The following is a 15,380-nucleotide window of genomic DNA, read 5'->3' on the forward strand; positions in this document are numbered from 1 at the left end:
TCATCACCCTGAGAGAGGTCCATACGATGGCTGTCCTTCCGCGCCGCCGCCTCGCCGCGGTGGCCCTCGCCGCAACAGCCGCCCTGCTCGTCACCGCCGGCTGCGGCGGCGGTGACGACGCCGAGGCGGACGGGCCGATCACGCTGACCGTCGACGTCTTCGGCCAGTTCGGCTACGACCAGCTCTACCAGGAGTACATGGCCGCGCACTCCGACGTGAAGATCGTCGAGCGGGGCACCGGCAGCAACCTCGACGAGTACTCACCGAAGCTGACCCAGTGGCTCGCCGCCGGCCGGGGGGCCGGCGACATCGTGGCCATCGAGGAGGGTCTGCTCGTCGAGTACAAGGCGAATCCGAACAACTTCGTCAACCTGCTGGACCACGGCGCCGCCGACCTCAAGGGCAACTTCCTGGAGTGGAAGTGGAACGCCGGCCTGACCGCCGACGGCAAGCAGCTCATCGGCCTCGGCACCGACGTCGGCGGCATCGCCATGTGCTACCGCAAGGACCTCTTCGAAAAGGCCGGCCTGCCCACCGAGCGGGACGAGGTGTCGAAGCTCTGGCCCACCTGGCAGGACTACATCGCCACCGGGGAGAAGTTCGTCGCCGCCAAGACCGGGGCGTCCTTCCTCGACGCGGCCACCAACACCTTCAACACGATCCTGTTGCAGACCGCCGGCAACAGCACCGGCTACAGCTACTACGACACCAGCGGCAACGTCGTGGTCGACAGCAACCCGGCCGTACGACAGGCCTGGGACACCACGATGGACATCATCGACTCGGGCCTCTCCGGTAAGTACGGCTCGTGGTCCGAGGAGTGGGTGTCCGCCTTCAAGCAGACGAAGTTCGCCACCATCGCCTGCCCCGCGTGGATGACCGGGGTCATCGAGGGCAACGCCGGCCCGGCCGCCAAGGGCAAGTGGGACATCGCCCGGGTGCCCGGCAACGGCGGCAACTGGGGTGGGTCGCACCTCGCCGTACCGAAGCAGAGCAAGCACCAGGCCGAGGCCATCGAGCTGGCCAAGTTCCTGACCAGCGCCAAGGGCCAGATCGGCGCGTTCAAGGCCAAGGGGCCGCTGCCGTCGTCGCCGCAGGCGCTCGACGACCCGGCGATCGCCCAGTCGACGAACGCGTACTTCTCCGGTGCGCCCGTCGGGTCCATCTTCGGCACCGGCGCGAAGAGCCTGAAGCCGGTCTACATGGGCCCCAAGAACCAGGCCGTGCGTACCGAGGTGGAGAACGCCGTACGCACCGTGGAGCTGGGCCAGCGCAGCCCCGCGCAGGGCTGGACGGACGCGGTGACCAACGCCAAGAAGGCCGCCGCCAAGTAGCCCGAGCCAGCGTGCGGGCGGGCGCCGGACCCCGGTTCCCGCCCGCACGACGGAAAGGAGTCACCGGGCATGACCGTTCAGCTCGACGCCCGCCCACCGGTCGCACCGTCGGCCGGACCCCACCGCCGATTGTCGGGTCGGCTCAGCCACCTCGACACCCGCTACTCGCCGTACCTCTACATCGCCCCGTTCTTCCTGCTCTTCGCGGTGTTCGGGGTCTACCCGCTGGCGTACACCTTCTGGGTCTCGCTGCACGACTGGGACCTGCTCGGCACCGACCATCCGTTCGTGGGCGCGGAGAACTACACCCGGCTCCTCGCCGACGTGGACTTCTGGCACGCGCTGGTCAACACGCTCGGCATCTTCGTCATCTCGACCGTGCCACAGTTGCTCGCCGCGCTCTGGTTGGCCAACCTGCTGAACCGAGGCCTGCGGGGGCGTACGGGCTGGCGGATGGCGGTGCTCGTCCCCAACGTGACCTCCACGGCCGCCGTGGCGATCGTCTTCGGGGTGCTCTTCGGCCGCGAGTTCGGCATGGTCAACTGGCTGCTCGACCTCATCGGGCTGGACGCGATCGAGTGGAAGTCCAACCGGATCGCCTCCTGGGTCGCGATCTCCGCGATGGTCGACTGGCGGTGGACCGGCTACAACGCGTTGATCCTCCTGGCCGCGATGCAGGCCATCCCCCGGGACCTCTACGAGGCGGCGGCGATCGACGGCGCGAGCCGGGCCCGACAGTTCTGGTCGGTCACCGTGCCGCTGCTCAAACCGACGATCATCTTCTGCACCATCATCGCCACCATCGGCGGCCTTCAGCTCTTCACCGAGCCCCGGATGTTCCACTCCGGCACCAACCCGATCCGCGGCGGACCGCTGCGCGAGTCGCAGACCCTGACCATGTACATGTTCGAGAACGCCTTCGCGCCGCACTACAACTTCGGCTACGGCTCGGCGGTGGCGTGGCTGCTCTTCGCGCTGATCGCACTCGTCGCGGCCGTCAACGTGCTGGTCCTGCGCCGCCTCGGCGGGAAGGAAACCCGATGAGTCGGCTCTGGCGGGCCAGCCCGCTCACCTACTTCGCCCTGGTCGGCGCCGCCGTCCTGTCGATCTTCCCGATCTGGTGGATGTTCGTCGTGGCCAGTCGTACCAGCGACGCGATGGGCCAACTGCCGCCGCCGATCACGCCGGGCAACAACCTGGGCGCGAACATCGCCCGGCTGTTCGACAACACCGACGCGTACTTCCTGACCGGCCTGATCAACTCGGTGATCGTGGCGACCACCGTCACCGTCTCGGTGGTCTTCTTCTCCAGCCTGGCGGGGTTCGCCTTCGCGAAGCTGCGCTTCCGGGGCCGCAACGCGCTGCTGTTGGTGATCATCGCGACCATGATGGTGCCGACCCAGCTCGGGGTGATCCCGCTCTACCTGCTCATGACGAAGTTGCAGTGGAACGACCGGCTGCCCGCGGTGATCGTCCCGGTGCTGGTCACCGGGTTCGGGGTGTTCATGATGCGGCAGTACGCCGGCCAGGCCATCAGCGACGAGCTGATCGAGGCCGCCCGGATGGACGGCTGCGGCACCGCGCGGATCTGGTGGCACGTGGTGCTGCCGGCGCTGCGCCCGGCCGCCGCCGTGCTCGGTCTGCTCACGTTCATGACCACCTGGAACGACTTCCTGTGGCCGTACGCTGTGTTGAACGACCCGGCCAATCCGACCGTTCAGCTCTCCCTGCGGGCGCTGTCCGACGGGTACTACCAGGACATGTCACAGGTGTTCACCGGCACGGCCATCGCGACGCTGCCCCTGTTGCTGGTCTTCGTGCTGTTCGGTCGCCAGATCATCGGCGGGATCATGGAAGGTGCGGTCAAGGCGTGAACGAGATCCGATTTCCCGAACACTTCCTCTGGGGAGCGGCCACCGCCGCGTACCAGATCGAGGGCGCGGCCCGCGACGACGGTCGCGGTCCGTCCATCTGGGACACCTTCTGTCGTACGCCCGGAAAGGTCTACCAGGGCCACACCGGCGACGTCGCCTGCGACCACTACCACCGGTACGCCGACGACGTGGCGCTGATGGCCGAGCTGGGCCTGGCGGCGTACCGGTTCTCGGTCGCCTGGCCCCGGGTCCAGCCGGACGGCAGCGGTCCGGTCAACCCGCGCGGGCTCGACTTCTACGACCGCCTCACCGACACCCTGCTCGCCCGGGGCATCGACCCGATCGTCACCCTCTACCACTGGGACCTGCCGCAGAGCCTTGAGGACCGGGGCGGCTGGACCAACCGGGAGACCGCCGAACACTTCGCCACGTACGCCACCGCCGTCCACGCCCGCCTCGGCGACCGGATCGACACCTGGACCACCCTCAACGAGCCGTGGTGCTCGGCCTACCTCGGGTACGCCAACGGGGTGCACGCCCCGGGTGCACAGGACGGGGCAGCCGCCTTCACCGCCGTACACCATCTGCTGTTGGCGCACGGCCTGGCCGCGCGGGCGCTGCGCGCGGCCGGCGCACGCAGCGTCGGCATCACCATCAACCCGGCAGATGTACGACCGGCCGACCCGCAGAGCGCGGCCGACGCCGCCGCCGTCCGCCTGGTCGACGGCCTGCACAACCGGATCTTCCTGGACCCGCTGCTGACCGGCGGCTACCCCGACGACGTACGCGAGCACGTGGCGCGCATCGTCGAGCCGACGTTCATCCACGACGGCGACGAGAAGGTGATCGCCGCCCCGATCGACCTGCTCGGGCTCAACTACTACGCGCCCACCTACGTGGCGGGGCGGCCCGACGGCGACGGCAACGGCGCGTACCCGGGCACCGAGGGCGCCGTGCACTTCCTCCCGCCGAGCGGACCCCTCACCGACATGGGCTGGATGATCGAGCCGGCCGGGCTGACGCGGCTGCTGGAACGGATCGCCGCCGACTATCCCGGCGTGCCACTGCTGATCACCGAGAACGGCGCGGCGTTCCCCGACAAGGCGGGCACCGAGTCGCCCGAAGGGCTGGGGCAGGTGATCGACAACGACCGGATCGCCTACCTCGACGGGCACCTGCGGGCCGCCCACGAGGCGATCTCCCGGGGCGTTGATCTGCGCGGGTATCTCGTATGGTCATTGTTGGACAACTTCGAGTGGGCGGAGGGTTACCGCAAGCGGTTCGGGATCGTGCACGTCGACTACCTGACCCAGCGGCGCACACCGAAGGCCAGCGCCCGGTGGTACCAGGAGGTGATCTCCCGGAACGGGCTGTGACGAGCGGGGGACAGTCACGATGACGACGGCGCACCGGCCGACGTTGGAGGCGGTGGCGGCACGGGCCGGGGTGTCCAGGGCCACCGTGTCCCGGGTGGTCAACGGCTCCACCACCGTCGCCGAGCCGATCCGGGAGGCCGTCAAGCGGGCGGTCGCCGAGTTGGGGTACGTGCCCAACCTCGCCGCCCGCAGCCTCGTCACCCAGCGCACCGACTCGATCGCCCTGGTCATGCCGGAGGCGGCCACCCGGGTCTTCTCCGACGACCAGGTCTTCCCCGGCATCATTCGGGGCGTCAGTCAGGAGTTGGAGGCCGCCGACAAGCAGTTGGTGCTGATGCTGGCCGGCTCACCGGCCGGGCACCAGCGGGTCGAGCGGTACACGACCGGCCGCCACGTCGACGGGGTGCTCTTCGCCTCGCTGCACGGCGCCGACCCGCTGCCCGGCACGCTGGCCCGCCTCGGCATCCCGGTGGTGGTCAGCGGCCGGCCGCTCGGCGACGTACCCGTGCCGTACGTGGACGTCGACCACGTCGGCGGCGTCACCGCCGCCGTCCGACACATGATCGACAGCGGTCGGCGGCGGATCGCCACCATCGCCGGCCCGCAGGACATGGTCGCCGGCATCGAGCGGCTGAACGGCTACCGGGACGCGGTCGCCGCCGCCGGGCTACCCGAACTGGTCGCCGTCGGCGACTTCACCCGGGAGTCCGGCGCGGCGGCGATGCACCAGCTCCTCAACGACCACCCCGACCTGGACGGGGTGTTCGCCGCCTCCGACCTGATGGCGCACGCCGCCCTGCGAACGCTGCGTGCGGCCGGTCGGCGGGTGCCCGAGGACGTGGCGGTGGTCGGCTTCGACGACATCGAGACCGCCGCGTACACCGAGCCGCCGCTGACCACCGTCCGCCAGCCGATCGTCGAACTCGGCCGACGCATGACCCGCCAACTGCTGAGGCTGGCGGCCGGCGAGGCGATCGAACCGGCGATCATGCTCGACACCGAGCTGATCATCCGCGCCTCGGCCTGACCGCTCCCGCGCTCCTAGATCCGCGCAACTTCCGGGAAATAGTGGCCTCACGACGCCGGGATGCCACTATTTCCCGGAAGTAGTGACCAGGCATCGAGGTGCAGGGGGCGGTTAATCCGTCGCTACGGCGGGCGATCGTCGTTAGCCTCGCCGGCATGCCGGATCCTGTCGCGCTGCTGCACGTGCCCGCCCTCTCCGACGTCGCCGAGTACGCCTACGCGGCGACCGTCGAACCGCCCGCTCGGCTGGTGTTCACGGCCGGCGCGTGCCCGCTCGACGCCGAGGGCCGTACCGTCGCGCCGGGCGACCATGCCGCACAGGCCCGGCAGGTGATGACGAACCTGGAGACCGCGCTCGGCGCGGCCGGCGCGCGACTCACCGACGTCGTCAAGACCACCGTGTACGTGGCATCGTCGCGGCAGGCCGACCTGGTGACCGTCTGGGAGGTGGTCCGGGACTTCTTCGGCGACCACGATCCGCCCAGCACCCTGCTCGGTGTGGCCGTGCTCGGCTACACCGACCAGCTCGTCGAGGTCGAGGCCGTCGCCGCCGTACGGACGGGGGCCTGACATGCGCATCCGCGAAGCCCGGCCGGACGACGCCGCAGCCGTGGTGGCGCTGCGGACGATCGTCCACCCGTACCTGGTACGCGGGGTCGAGTCGACCCGCAAGATGCTGGCCGAACCGCCGCCGCACGAGGGTTGGATCGCGTTCGTGGCCGAGGTCGACGGCCAGGTGGTCGGCTGGACGTCCGCCGAGCCCAACACCTCGACCTCGGTGCAGGGCTTCGGCAACGTCAACACCCTGCACGTACACCCGGATCATCGACGGCGCGGCATCGGGACGGCGCTATTGACCGCCGCGACCGATCACCTCCGCCCTCTCGGGATTCGCCGCGTACGCGCCACGGCCGCGACGGACTCGCTGCCGTTCGCCCGCCACCACGGGTTCGAACCGAGCCGCGAGGTGCGCTACTCGGCGCTGGATTTGACCCCGCCGCCCGCGCTGCCCGAGCCGCCGCCGGGCGTACGGCTGCGGCCGATCGCCGAGATGGACCCGCACCTGCTCTACGAAGCCGACGTCGCCTCGGCCGTCGACGAACCCGCTGACGTGCCCGTCGACACGGTCACCTTCGAGAGTTGGCGGTACGACGTCTGGGACGAACTTGGCCTGGACAAGACGGCCAGCACCGCAGCCGAAGTCGACGGCGAGGTGGCCGCGTTCAGCCTGGTCAAGCGCGACGGCGAGCGGATGTGGTCGGATTACACCTGCTCAGTCCCGGCGTACCGGGGTCGGGGACTGGCCCGGCTGGCCAAGACGGCGGCGCTGCACCGGGCCGCCGCTGCCGGCGTACGGATCGCGTACACCTCGAACGACGAGTCGAACGCGCCGATGCTGGCGATCAACGCCCGGCTGGGCTACCGCCCGGTGGCGTCGCAGTGGACCTGCCTGGCCGACCTCACCTGATCAGTCACCCAATGCCTCCGCGACGCTCGGAGCGAAGGCGCAGGGCGGCGGCGATGTACGTTTCCTGCTCGGTGACCCCGGCAGTGAGATCACCGTGGCACGAGAAGGCATCGAGGCGACTCCGCTCACGCTTGCGACCCGCATAGCCATGACCCAGGCGGAGATCGCGAAGTCTCCGGAACCCCTCGCCGTCCGACTGTCGGACCGGCACGTTGCCATGTCCGTCTGGGTCCTCGACGACGAGGCGATCGTGGCTACCCACATCGGCGCAGGACTAGGGCAGGATTCGGTGACCATGCACCTCCGACGCCGCGAGGCGGGTGGCCCGTTCGATCGTTACGTGGAGCACTTCGAGTCGCTGTGGAATGACGCGGCTCCGACTGGCGCACGGTGATCACTTGATGGTGACCAGTTGCCAGAAGCGATTTCCAACTGGTCAGCATCAAGTGATCAAGCCACGTGGCCTACGCCGCCTCGAAGACGTCGCGGGCTGTCGCGTGGGTGTCCGCGCCGAAGAGCACCAGGCGGGCCTCCGTGACCGTGGCCGGAGTGGCTGAGCGGAGCACCGTCAGCGCCTGGCGGACCGCGTCGTCGACCGGCCAGCCGTAGATGCCGGCGGAGATCAGCGGGAACGCCACCGTGGCCGCGCCCAGTTCGTCGGCCACCCGCAGGCTGTTGGCGTAGCAGTCGCGCAGCAGCCCCGACCGGTCCTCGGCGGCCGAGAAGACCGGGCCGACCGTGTGGATGACCCAGCGGGCCGGCAGGTTTCCGGCGGTGGTCGCCACCGCCTGCCCGGTGCGGAGCCCTTTGCCGTACTTGGACGCACGCAGCGCCCGACAGTCGGCCAGGATGGCCGGGCCGCCGCGTCGGTGGATCGCGCCGTCCACTCCACCGCCGCCGAGCAGGGACGAGTTCGCGGCGTTCACGATGGCGTCGACCCGCTGGTCGGTGATGTCGCCCTGAATCAGGGTGATCTCCACGTCAGCTCTCCTCGATCGACTGGCCCAACGACCGGCGGGCCAGCAGGGTCGCGCCGGCGACGGCGGCCGGCATGACCAGCACCGCTCCGAGCGGGATGAGGAAACACAGGAAGACCGCGACTCCGAAGCCGAGCGCGGTCGGCCGGTCCGCCTTGAGGATGGTCCGGCGCTGCGGCAGCCGCATGCCGCGTCGGTAGAACGGCGCTCCGACCAGCTCGACGGCGAGGAACCAGCCACCCACGGCCGCCCCGATCACCGGTACCACCGTCTGGCCCACCACCGGGATGAACCCGGCGAGGAAGAGCGGGATGCCGACGAGCGCGGTGAGGGCCACCAGGCGTACGGAGTCGGCGGTGCTGCGGCGCAGCGAGGACCAGAACGGCACGTCCACGGCGTCCGAGGTGCCGCCGAGCCGCTCCTCCACCTTCTCGGAGATCTTCTCGTAGAACGGGTCGCCGATGACCAGGGTGACCGCCGTGAAGCTGATCACCGCGAGCAGACCGCCGATCCCCAGGAAGGCCAGGCCGGCGATCACCCGGACCAGGCTGCGGCCGGTGCTCGACCAGTCGTCGGCGAACGGGGTGACCAGGGCGGCGAGGTCGTCCACGAAGTAGACGAGGGTGGCGTACGCGGCCACGAAGAGCACGCCGGAGATCAGCGCCGGCACGATACCGAGCAGCATGAGCTTCGGGCTGCGCACGTAGAGGCCCAGTCCGCGCAGGAGCAGCCGCACCCCGAGGAGGAAGCGTCCGACGGCCCCGGTGACCGGGCTGGCGATTCTGCTGGCGTCCACGATCGAGCAGCCTAACGACAGTTGATCGAAGCGGCACGGGGCAGGATGGGCGGGTGCGTGCCTCCCGACTGATCTCGTTGCTGCTGCTGTTGCAGGCGCGCGGGTCGATGACGGCCGGCGAGCTGGCACACGAGCTGGAGGTCTCCGAGCGGACCGTCTACCGGGACGTGTTGGCGCTGTCCGCCGCCGGTGTTCCGGTCTACGCGGACCGGGGCCGGGCCGGCGGGTACCGGCTGCTCGGTGGCTACCGGACCCGGCTGACCGGGCTGAACCGCGACGAGGCGGAGGCCCTGTTCCTGGCCGGTCTGCCCGGCCCGGCCGGCGACATGGGTCTGGCCGACGCGGTCGCCGCCGCCGAGTTGAAGGTGCTCGCCGCACTGCCACCGGCCCTGCGCGACGCGCCCGTACGCACGGGTCAGCGGTTCCACCTGGACGTGCCGGGATGGTTCCAGGAGACGCCGCCACCGCCCTGGCTCACCGAGCTGGCGCGGGCGGTCTGGGGCGATCGGGTGGTACGGCTGCGCTATCGGCGGGGCGGCGACGAGGTGGCCCGGCACCTTCAGCCGTACGGACTCGTGCTCAAGAACGCGACCTGGTATCTGGTCGGTCGGGTCGGCGACGACATGCGCACCTACCGGGTGGACCGGGTGACCGGCGTCGAGGTGGACGACGAGCGGTTCGCGCGCAACGAGGGCTTCGACCTGGCCGGGCATTGGCACGAGCAGGCCGGGTCGTTCCTGCGGACCATACTGCGGGCCGAGGTCACCGTCCGGCTGAGCCCCGCCGGCCTGCGCCAGCTCCGGCACGTGGTCGACGCTCCCGAGGTGTACGACGAGGTCGTCACCACCATCAGCGAACCGGACGGGCAGGGCTGGGTGGTGGCGCGACTGCCGGTGGAGACGGTCGACGTCGCGTACGCCCAGTTGCTGGCGCTGGGCCCGGAGGTGGAGGCGCTCGACCCGCCGGAGCTGCGCGGACGCCTGGCGGACGCGGCACGCCGGGCCGCCGCACGTTACGACGGCCCGGCGGTGGCGGACGACGTCAGCGGTAGCCGGTGACGTCGGCCGGCTTACCCGCCTCGACCACCTCGACGATGTACCGGATGGCCTCCGGTTGGCTCCCGTCGACGTCGGTGAAGCCGTACACCTTGGACAGCGTGCCCGCGTCGACGGACTGGCCGGTCCAGCGGGCCTTGTCCTCGTCGGCGGCGAGCGCGGCCACCGCGCGGCCCACGAAGGCGGGCGTCTCGGAGATCAGGAAGTGCGGGTCGGTGGCGGCCCCGTCGCGCCAGTTCTCCTCGGTGACCCCGAAGTGCTCCAGCATCGCCTCGGAGCGTAGCCAGCCGGGGGTGAGCGCGACGGCTGTGCCGCCGTGCGGTTTCAGCTCGTGCGCCTGACTGAAGGCGAGCCGGTTGACCGAGGTCTTGGCCAGGTCGTAGAAGACCGAGAGGCGGTAGTTCTCGTCGTTGTACGCCTTGGTGCCGTCACCGATCTCGACGACCAGGCCACCGGGCTTGCGGATCAGCAGCGGCAGGGCGAAGTGGCTGGTGATGATGTGCGTGTCGACGGCCAGCCGCAGGGTGCGGAACCCCTTGTCGAGAGGCTGCTCCCAGACCGGCTTGTCCCAGGTGACCAGGGGGTCGCCGCCCCAGATGTCGTTGACCAGCACGTCGAGGCCGCCCTGCTCGGCATCGATCCGGGCGACCAGGTCGCGGACCTGCTCCGGCACCAGATGGTCGACCTGCACGGCGATGCCGGTGCCGCCGGCCACGGTGACCAGTTCGGCGGTCTCCTCGATGGTTTCCGGCCGGTCCATCTCCGAACGGCCGGCGCGGCTGCTGCGACCGGTGGCGTACACGGTGGCGCCGGCGGCGCCCAACTGGACCGCGATCTGTCGGCCGGCGCCCCGGGTGGCGCCGGCGACGAGCGCGATCTTTCCTGCGAGCGGTGGTGTCATGCCTGCGAGGCTGCCAGCGATACCTGACAGCCGACGTCCGAATTCGTCAATCCACCAGCCGGACGCGGACCCGCCGGTTGGCCCGACCCTTGCTCTCCACCTTGACGACCTGCACCTTGCCGATCTGGGCGGTGGACGCGACGTGGGTGCCGCCGTCCGCCTGGACGTCCAGACCGACGATGTCGACGATCCGCACCTCCTGCTCGTCCGGCGGGATGAGGTTGGACTGGGTGCGGATGATGTCCGGCAGAGCCAACGCCTCGGTACGCGGCAGCACCCGGGTGGCGACCGAGCGGTCGGCGGCCACCTCGGCGTTGACCAGCTCCTCGATGCGGCTCTTGAAGTCCGGCGGCACCTCGGGCAGGTTGAAGTCCATCCGAGCCTCGCCCGGTTCCATCGAGTTGCCCGTCACGAGCGCGCCGAAGTCGCGGAACACCACGCCGCAGAGCACGTGCAACCCCGAATGGGTACGCATCAGACGGGTGCGGCGCTCGTCCTCCACCGCGCCGACGACCTCGGTGCCGACCGGCGGCAACGGGTCACCCTCGGCGGGGATCAGGTACGGGTCGTCGCCCTTGCGGGTGCCGACGATCCGGGTCTGCACGCCCTGCCAGAGCAGTACGCCGTGGTCCGGCGGTTGACCGCCACCACCCGGGTAGAACGCCGAGCGGTCGAGCACGATGCCCTGCTCCGGGTCGGCGTGCAGGACCGTGCAGGTCCACTCGCGCAGGGTCGGGTCCGCGAGATCCAGCCGGTGCGTCCGGCCATGCTGTGTGACGCCCATGACAGGGCACGTTACTCGTTGAGGAAGCCGGAGATGCGCTCCCGCAGGTCGGCGCGTTCCGACCAGAGGAACCCGGGGCGGTCGTACACGTGCAGAGTGGCCCGGGGCAGCGCGGCGGCGAGCTGCTCGGCGACCTCGACCGGGTGCAGGTCGTCGCCCGCGCACCCGATCACCAGGGCCGGCGCGGTGACCGCCGACAGCACGCCGGCGTCGTCGAGCGGCACCTGCCCCGCCAGGGTGGCCAGGCCCTCGTCCAGGCCGTCGCGGAGCAACTGGTCCAGTCGCTGCCGCAGGTACGCCCAGCCGGCCGGCGTGTTGCGCACCGCCGCCGGCAGCTCCAGCGAGACGACGTCCGCGACGGCCCCCGCGTCACCGCTGGCCACGGCATCCACCAGGGCGCCGACGCGGTCCCAGGCGGCCGGACCGCGCGGCTGGTCGAGCGCCGCCGGCAGGAAGAACACCAGCTTCTCGAAGCGCTCCGGACTCTCCGCGAGCAGGCGGCAGAGCGCCCCCGCGCCGAGGCTCGCCCCGAACGCCCGGCTGGCGCCGCCGAGATCCGCGATGGCCCGCAGGTCACGGGCGAGGTCGAGGTAGGTCCACGAGCCGGGCGGCGCGTCCGAGCGGCCGTGCCCCCGGAACTGGAAGAACAGCCGACGACCGGCCACCCCGCTGCCGAACGGTCGCGTGGTGGCGATCCCGTTGCCCAGCCCGTGCGCGAAGACGGTGACCGGGTCACCGACGCCGGTGACCAGGCGTTCCAACTGCACGCCGTGCGGCGTGTCGACGAGCTCGGTCTCCGGATCGGGGATCGCCGGACGGCCGGTGCGCGGCCCACCCGGGCCCGGACCGAAGGTGCGGGGGCCGCTGTCCGGTGGAGGAGGCCAGCGGAAACCTCTCACCAGAACCCTTTGCCGTTGCCGTCGCTGAGGTCGCGGAGACCGACCCGCACGTCGAGCAGGTAGATGAGCGCGGCGGCGATGCCGATCAGTCCGAAGAGGCTGATCGGACCGCGGCTGAGCAGGATCAGGACGAGGCAGACCGCGAGGATCGCGATCCAGCCGCCCTTGGGCAGCGTCCCGATGGCGGCGAAGGCGTCGGACCGCTGCGTGATGGCATGCACCAGCGCGACACCCTGAATGATCAACGCGAAGACGAGCAGGATCAGCTCGATCACGTAACGGACTTCGAACGCGAAGATCGGCGCGGCGGTGGCCATGCCGGCAAGTTTATGTCGACGACCCCGACTACGTCCGACAAGGACGCCGTCGGGATCGCCGACAGGTGTGAACTACTCGGCCGCCGGGCGGGTCCGCTTGGTGGCCCGGGGCAGCTTGGCCGACGGGGTCTCGGCCGGCTTCGCGGCCTTCGCCCGGGTCGCCTTCTTGACGGCGGCCGGCTTGGCCTCTGCGATCTCGGCGACCTCGGTCGGGCTCGGCGCCTCCGCCGGGGCGGGCGTCGCCTGCGCCGTCGTAGCGGTCTGAGCCGTGGCCGTGGTGGCGGTCTGAGCCGTGGCCGTGGCCGTGGTGGCGGTCTCGGCCGTGGCCGTGGCCGCCTCGGTGGCCTCGATGTCCGCGTTGACCGTCTCGGCGGCCTCCAGCACGCCGGCGCCGACGACCCGCTCGCCGCGAGCCACCAGCGCGCCGTACGCGGCGAACGCCCGCTCCTGGGCCGCCTGGGCCGCGGTGACCACCACGGCCGCGTTGCGGGTGGCGGCGGCGCGCAGCTTCTCGATGTCGGCGACCTCGCGCAGCTTGGCCAGGTCGGCCGACTCGCGCAGCTTGGCCAGGTCCAGCTCGGCCTGTGCGCGGTCGCGCAGGGTGCCGGCGGTCTCGTTGGCCGTACGCAGCGTCTCGGTGGCCTTCTGACGCAGCTCGAAGCCCGTCAGCACCGCCCGGCCGCCCAGGTCGGCGACGACCCGGGTGCCGTGCACACCGACGGCCATGGGCAGCTTGCGGAGCTGCTCGATGGCCAGCTCGGCCGCCCCGGCGGCGGCGTAGATGGGAGCGGGGATGCGATTGGTCTTCGGCTCGGTCATGACGTCTCCTCCTCGGCCGTCTCGGCGGCCTTCTTCTTCTCGGGGGTGCTGCTCGGGGCGTTCGTCCCGGGGGTGCTGCTCGGGGCGGGTGCGGGGCCCGCCTCGGTCACGGCGACCGACTCGAGCACGGCCTCGGTCGGGGTGCCGCCCTCGGTGGTGGGGCCGGTCGCGGCCAGGTTGGCCACGTCGGCGGGCCCGTCGGCGACATCGGTCGGGGTGGCCGCCCCGCTCGCGGCCTGGGCCTCGGACAGCCGGGCGTTCTCCCGGCGGAAAGTCTCGTAGATCTGGCTGAGCGACTGCTTCTGGGCCATCGTCAGGTCGGGGTCCACCGCGATGGCGGCGAGCACGCCGTGGCCCTCCTTGTCGTCGAGCAGCCCGGCCCGCAGGTACATGGCCGGGGTCGACACCCGCAGCGCGCTGGCCAACTGCTGGAGCACCTCGGCGCTCGGCCGGCGTAGGCCGCGCTCGATCTGGCTCAGGTACGGGTTGCTGACCCCCGCCTGCTCGGCGAGCTGGCGCAGCGAGATCTTGGCGTTACGGCGCAGATCGCGGATGAACCCGCCGACGTCGGGGAGGTCCTTTGGGGTCGCCATGGTGCCGACGCTAACCGGATCCGCTAACTCCTGCAAGCAAAATGCTTGCCAAAGTTAGCAAGGTCTCAGCGTCCCGTTTGCGCCCACCCCAACCGGTCCGTACGGTCCGTTGGTGCACAAGATCACAGTCAATGGAGCAGTTCTCGCGTACGACGAGGCCGGCAGCGGTTCGCCCGTCGTCCTGCTGCACGCCGGCATCGCGGACCGGCGCATGTGGCGGGGCGTCGTACCCGCGCTCGCCGCCCGGCACCGGGTGATCGTCCCGGACCTGCGCGGGTACGGCGACTCCGAACTGCCGCCGACGCCGTTCGCACACCACGACGACGTGGCCGGCCTGCTGGACGCTCTGGACCTGCCGCAGGCCGCCCTGGTCGGCTGCTCCTTCGGCGGGTCGGTCGCCGTCGACACCGCCCTGGCCCATCCGGACCGGGTGAGCGCGCTCGCCCTGTTCGACACGGCGGTCTCCGGCAACGAGTGGTCCGACGAGGCCAACGAGCTCTGGGACGACCTGGTCGGCGAGGTCGACCCGGACGACTTCGTGGCGGGCGCGGCCGGCGAGGTGCGCTTCTGGGTGGTCGGCCCGGCGCGTCAGCCCGCCGACGTCGACCCCGAACTGCTGGCGTTCGCGCAGGAGATGGACCAGCGCGCCCTGGCCGCCGAGTTGGCGCTCGGCGCGGTCGAGGTGGGAGAGCTGACGCCACCGGCGATCGGCCGTCTCGGCGAGCTGAAGATCCCCGTCCTGGTCACCGCCGGCGCGGCGGACGTACCGGACATCCGCCAACTCGCCGACCGGATCGCCGCCGAGGTCCCGAACGCGACACGACTGCCGGACGTCCCGGACGCCGCGCACCTGCTCCCCCTGGAGCGCCCCGAGGCCGTCAACGCCGCCCTCCTGAACTTCCTAACCTGAGCACCCCCACCCGACCTCCAGCACCCGCCACCCCGCACCCGCCACCCCACACCCGCCACCCGGCACCCGGCACCCCGCACCCGACCTCCAGCACCCGACCTCCAGCACCCGGCACCCGGCACCCGGCACCCGGCACCCGGCACCCGGCACCCGGCACCCGGCACCCGGACAAGCGTGATGCCTCAGAGTCATCTTGATGACTCTGAGGCATCACGACCACCGGCGACCGTTCCACCCCAGCCACACCGCCA

18 protein-coding genes are annotated in these 15,380 nt (G+C 71.1%); 10 read left to right on the top strand and 8 right to left on the bottom strand.

The annotated features are described in order from the left end of the window. Window positions 1–26 precede the first annotated feature (26 nt). The 8 genes from ACIBTX_RS11950 (at window position 27) to ACIBTX_RS11985 (ending at window position 7,472) form a co-directional block, all read left to right on the top strand. Window positions 27–1,334, top strand: a complete 1,308-nt coding sequence (locus ACIBTX_RS11950) for an extracellular solute-binding protein (RefSeq protein ID WP_357129099.1) — start codon at window positions 27–29, stop codon at window positions 1,332–1,334. A 69-nt stretch (window positions 1,335–1,403) separates the two neighbouring features. Then, window positions 1,404–2,378 carry a sugar ABC transporter permease gene (locus ACIBTX_RS11955; RefSeq protein ID WP_357129096.1) on the top strand — a complete coding sequence of 325 codons (975 nt, stop codon included), beginning with the start codon at window positions 1,404–1,406 and terminating at the stop codon, window positions 2,376–2,378. After that, window positions 2,375–3,208, top strand: coding sequence for a carbohydrate ABC transporter permease (locus ACIBTX_RS11960; protein WP_355050844.1), 834 nt, complete (start codon window positions 2,375–2,377; stop codon window positions 3,206–3,208). The genes ACIBTX_RS11955 and ACIBTX_RS11960 overlap by 4 nt, the downstream gene beginning before the upstream one ends. Next, window positions 3,205–4,584 (top strand): GH1 family beta-glucosidase, encoded by a 1,380-nt coding sequence (locus tag ACIBTX_RS11965; protein WP_357392832.1) that lies wholly within the window; start codon window positions 3,205–3,207, stop codon window positions 4,582–4,584. Before ACIBTX_RS11960 ends, ACIBTX_RS11965 begins: the two co-directional genes overlap by 4 nt. 19 nt (window positions 4,585–4,603) lie before the next feature. Beyond that, window positions 4,604–5,611, top strand: a complete 1,008-nt coding sequence (locus ACIBTX_RS11970) for a LacI family DNA-binding transcriptional regulator (protein ID WP_396832428.1) — start codon at window positions 4,604–4,606, stop codon at window positions 5,609–5,611. 155 nt (window positions 5,612–5,766) lie between these two features. Continuing rightward, window positions 5,767–6,180, top strand: a complete 414-nt coding sequence (locus ACIBTX_RS11975; protein WP_355050847.1) for a RidA family protein — start codon at window positions 5,767–5,769, stop codon at window positions 6,178–6,180. 1 nt (window position 6,181) lies between these two features. Further along, window positions 6,182–7,078, top strand: coding sequence for a GNAT family N-acetyltransferase (locus ACIBTX_RS11980; protein ID WP_396832429.1), 897 nt, complete (start codon window positions 6,182–6,184; stop codon window positions 7,076–7,078). A gap of 148 nt (window positions 7,079–7,226) precedes the next feature. Further along, on the top strand, window positions 7,227–7,472 hold the full coding sequence (locus ACIBTX_RS11985; protein ID WP_357172384.1) for a hypothetical protein: 246 nt from the start codon (window positions 7,227–7,229) through the stop codon (window positions 7,470–7,472). Between the two features lie 70 nt (window positions 7,473–7,542). Here ACIBTX_RS11985 and ACIBTX_RS11990 read toward each other — a convergent pair whose 3' ends face one another. Both ACIBTX_RS11990 and ACIBTX_RS11995 read right to left on the bottom strand, forming a co-directional pair. Continuing rightward, complete coding sequence (locus ACIBTX_RS11990; RefSeq protein ID WP_357129077.1) at window positions 7,543–8,058, bottom strand: O-acetyl-ADP-ribose deacetylase; 516 nt, start codon at window positions 8,056–8,058, stop codon at window positions 7,543–7,545. 1 nt (window position 8,059) lies between these two features. Then, on the bottom strand, window positions 8,060–8,851 hold the full coding sequence (locus tag ACIBTX_RS11995; protein WP_357129074.1) for an EI24 domain-containing protein: 792 nt from the start codon (window positions 8,849–8,851) through the stop codon (window positions 8,060–8,062). A gap of 53 nt (window positions 8,852–8,904) precedes the next feature. Here ACIBTX_RS11995 and ACIBTX_RS12000 point away from each other — a divergent pair, with 53 nt between their 5' ends. Beyond that, window positions 8,905–9,909: a helix-turn-helix transcriptional regulator gene (locus ACIBTX_RS12000; RefSeq protein WP_396832430.1), complete on the top strand. Its 1,005-nt coding sequence runs from the start codon at window positions 8,905–8,907 to the stop codon at window positions 9,907–9,909. Here the strand turns inward: ACIBTX_RS12000 and ACIBTX_RS12005 are convergent. The 6 genes from ACIBTX_RS12005 to ACIBTX_RS12030 all read right to left on the bottom strand — a co-directional run bounded on the left by ACIBTX_RS12005 (window position 9,893) and on the right by ACIBTX_RS12030 (window position 14,219). Next, window positions 9,893–10,807: an SDR family oxidoreductase gene (locus ACIBTX_RS12005; protein ID WP_357392828.1), complete on the bottom strand. Its 915-nt coding sequence runs from the start codon at window positions 10,805–10,807 to the stop codon at window positions 9,893–9,895. The two genes, ACIBTX_RS12000 and ACIBTX_RS12005, sit on opposite strands and share 17 nt — an antisense overlap. A gap of 46 nt (window positions 10,808–10,853) precedes the next feature. Then, window positions 10,854–11,591 carry an alanyl-tRNA editing protein gene (locus tag ACIBTX_RS12010; RefSeq protein WP_151488505.1) on the bottom strand — a complete coding sequence of 246 codons (738 nt, stop codon included), beginning with the start codon at window positions 11,589–11,591 and terminating at the stop codon, window positions 10,854–10,856. An 11-nt stretch (window positions 11,592–11,602) separates the two neighbouring features. After that, a complete protein-coding gene (locus tag ACIBTX_RS12015) occupies window positions 11,603–12,490 on the bottom strand; it encodes an alpha/beta hydrolase (protein WP_357129064.1) in 888 nt (295 codons plus the stop codon). Then, on the bottom strand, window positions 12,487–12,807 hold the full coding sequence (locus ACIBTX_RS12020) for a DUF2516 family protein (protein ID WP_355050857.1): 321 nt from the start codon (window positions 12,805–12,807) through the stop codon (window positions 12,487–12,489). Before ACIBTX_RS12020 ends, ACIBTX_RS12015 begins: the two co-directional genes overlap by 4 nt. A gap of 72 nt (window positions 12,808–12,879) precedes the next feature. Further along, window positions 12,880–13,626, bottom strand: a complete 747-nt coding sequence (locus tag ACIBTX_RS12025) for a hypothetical protein (protein ID WP_396832431.1) — start codon at window positions 13,624–13,626, stop codon at window positions 12,880–12,882. Further along, window positions 13,623–14,219, bottom strand: coding sequence for a helix-turn-helix domain-containing protein (locus tag ACIBTX_RS12030; protein WP_396832432.1), 597 nt, complete (start codon window positions 14,217–14,219; stop codon window positions 13,623–13,625). The genes ACIBTX_RS12025 and ACIBTX_RS12030 overlap by 4 nt, the downstream gene beginning before the upstream one ends. A gap of 112 nt (window positions 14,220–14,331) precedes the next feature. On the opposite strand from ACIBTX_RS12030, the gene ACIBTX_RS12035 reads away from it, so the two are divergent. After that, complete coding sequence (locus tag ACIBTX_RS12035; protein ID WP_396832433.1) at window positions 14,332–15,129, top strand: alpha/beta fold hydrolase; 798 nt, start codon at window positions 14,332–14,334, stop codon at window positions 15,127–15,129. Window positions 15,130–15,380 lie beyond the last annotated feature (251 nt).

The organism is Micromonospora sp. NPDC049359, assembly GCF_044466585.1.
Classification (GTDB): Bacteria; Actinomycetota; Actinomycetes; order Mycobacteriales; family Micromonosporaceae; genus Micromonospora.

Bases quoted from the DNA above. Each gene is read 5' to 3' on its own strand.
- ACIBTX_RS11950 (WP_357129099.1), top strand. From the start codon at position 27: ATGGCTGTCCTTCCGCGCCGCCGCCTCGCCGCGGTGGCCCTCGCCGCA.
- ACIBTX_RS11955 (WP_357129096.1), top strand. From the start codon at position 1,404: ATGACCGTTCAGCTCGACGCCCGCCCACCGGTCGCACCGTCGGCCGGA.
- ACIBTX_RS11960 (WP_355050844.1), top strand. From the start codon at position 2,375: ATGAGTCGGCTCTGGCGGGCCAGCCCGCTCACCTACTTCGCCCTGGTC.
- ACIBTX_RS11970 (WP_396832428.1), top strand. From the start codon at position 4,604: ATGACGACGGCGCACCGGCCGACGTTGGAGGCGGTGGCGGCACGGGCC.
- ACIBTX_RS11975 (WP_355050847.1), top strand. From the start codon at position 5,767: ATGCCGGATCCTGTCGCGCTGCTGCACGTGCCCGCCCTCTCCGACGTC.
- ACIBTX_RS11980 (WP_396832429.1), top strand. From the start codon at position 6,182: ATGCGCATCCGCGAAGCCCGGCCGGACGACGCCGCAGCCGTGGTGGCG.
- ACIBTX_RS11985 (WP_357172384.1), top strand. From the start codon at position 7,227: ATGACCCAGGCGGAGATCGCGAAGTCTCCGGAACCCCTCGCCGTCCGA.
- ACIBTX_RS12005 (WP_357392828.1), bottom strand. From the start codon at position 10,807: ATGACACCACCGCTCGCAGGAAAGATCGCGCTCGTCGCCGGCGCCACC.
- ACIBTX_RS12010 (WP_151488505.1), bottom strand. From the start codon at position 11,591: ATGGGCGTCACACAGCATGGCCGGACGCACCGGCTGGATCTCGCGGAC.
- ACIBTX_RS12020 (WP_355050857.1), bottom strand. From the start codon at position 12,807: ATGGCCACCGCCGCGCCGATCTTCGCGTTCGAAGTCCGTTACGTGATC.
- ACIBTX_RS12025 (WP_396832431.1), bottom strand. From the start codon at position 13,626: ATGACCGAGCCGAAGACCAATCGCATCCCCGCTCCCATCTACGCCGCC.
- ACIBTX_RS12030 (WP_396832432.1), bottom strand. From the start codon at position 14,219: ATGGCGACCCCAAAGGACCTCCCCGACGTCGGCGGGTTCATCCGCGAT.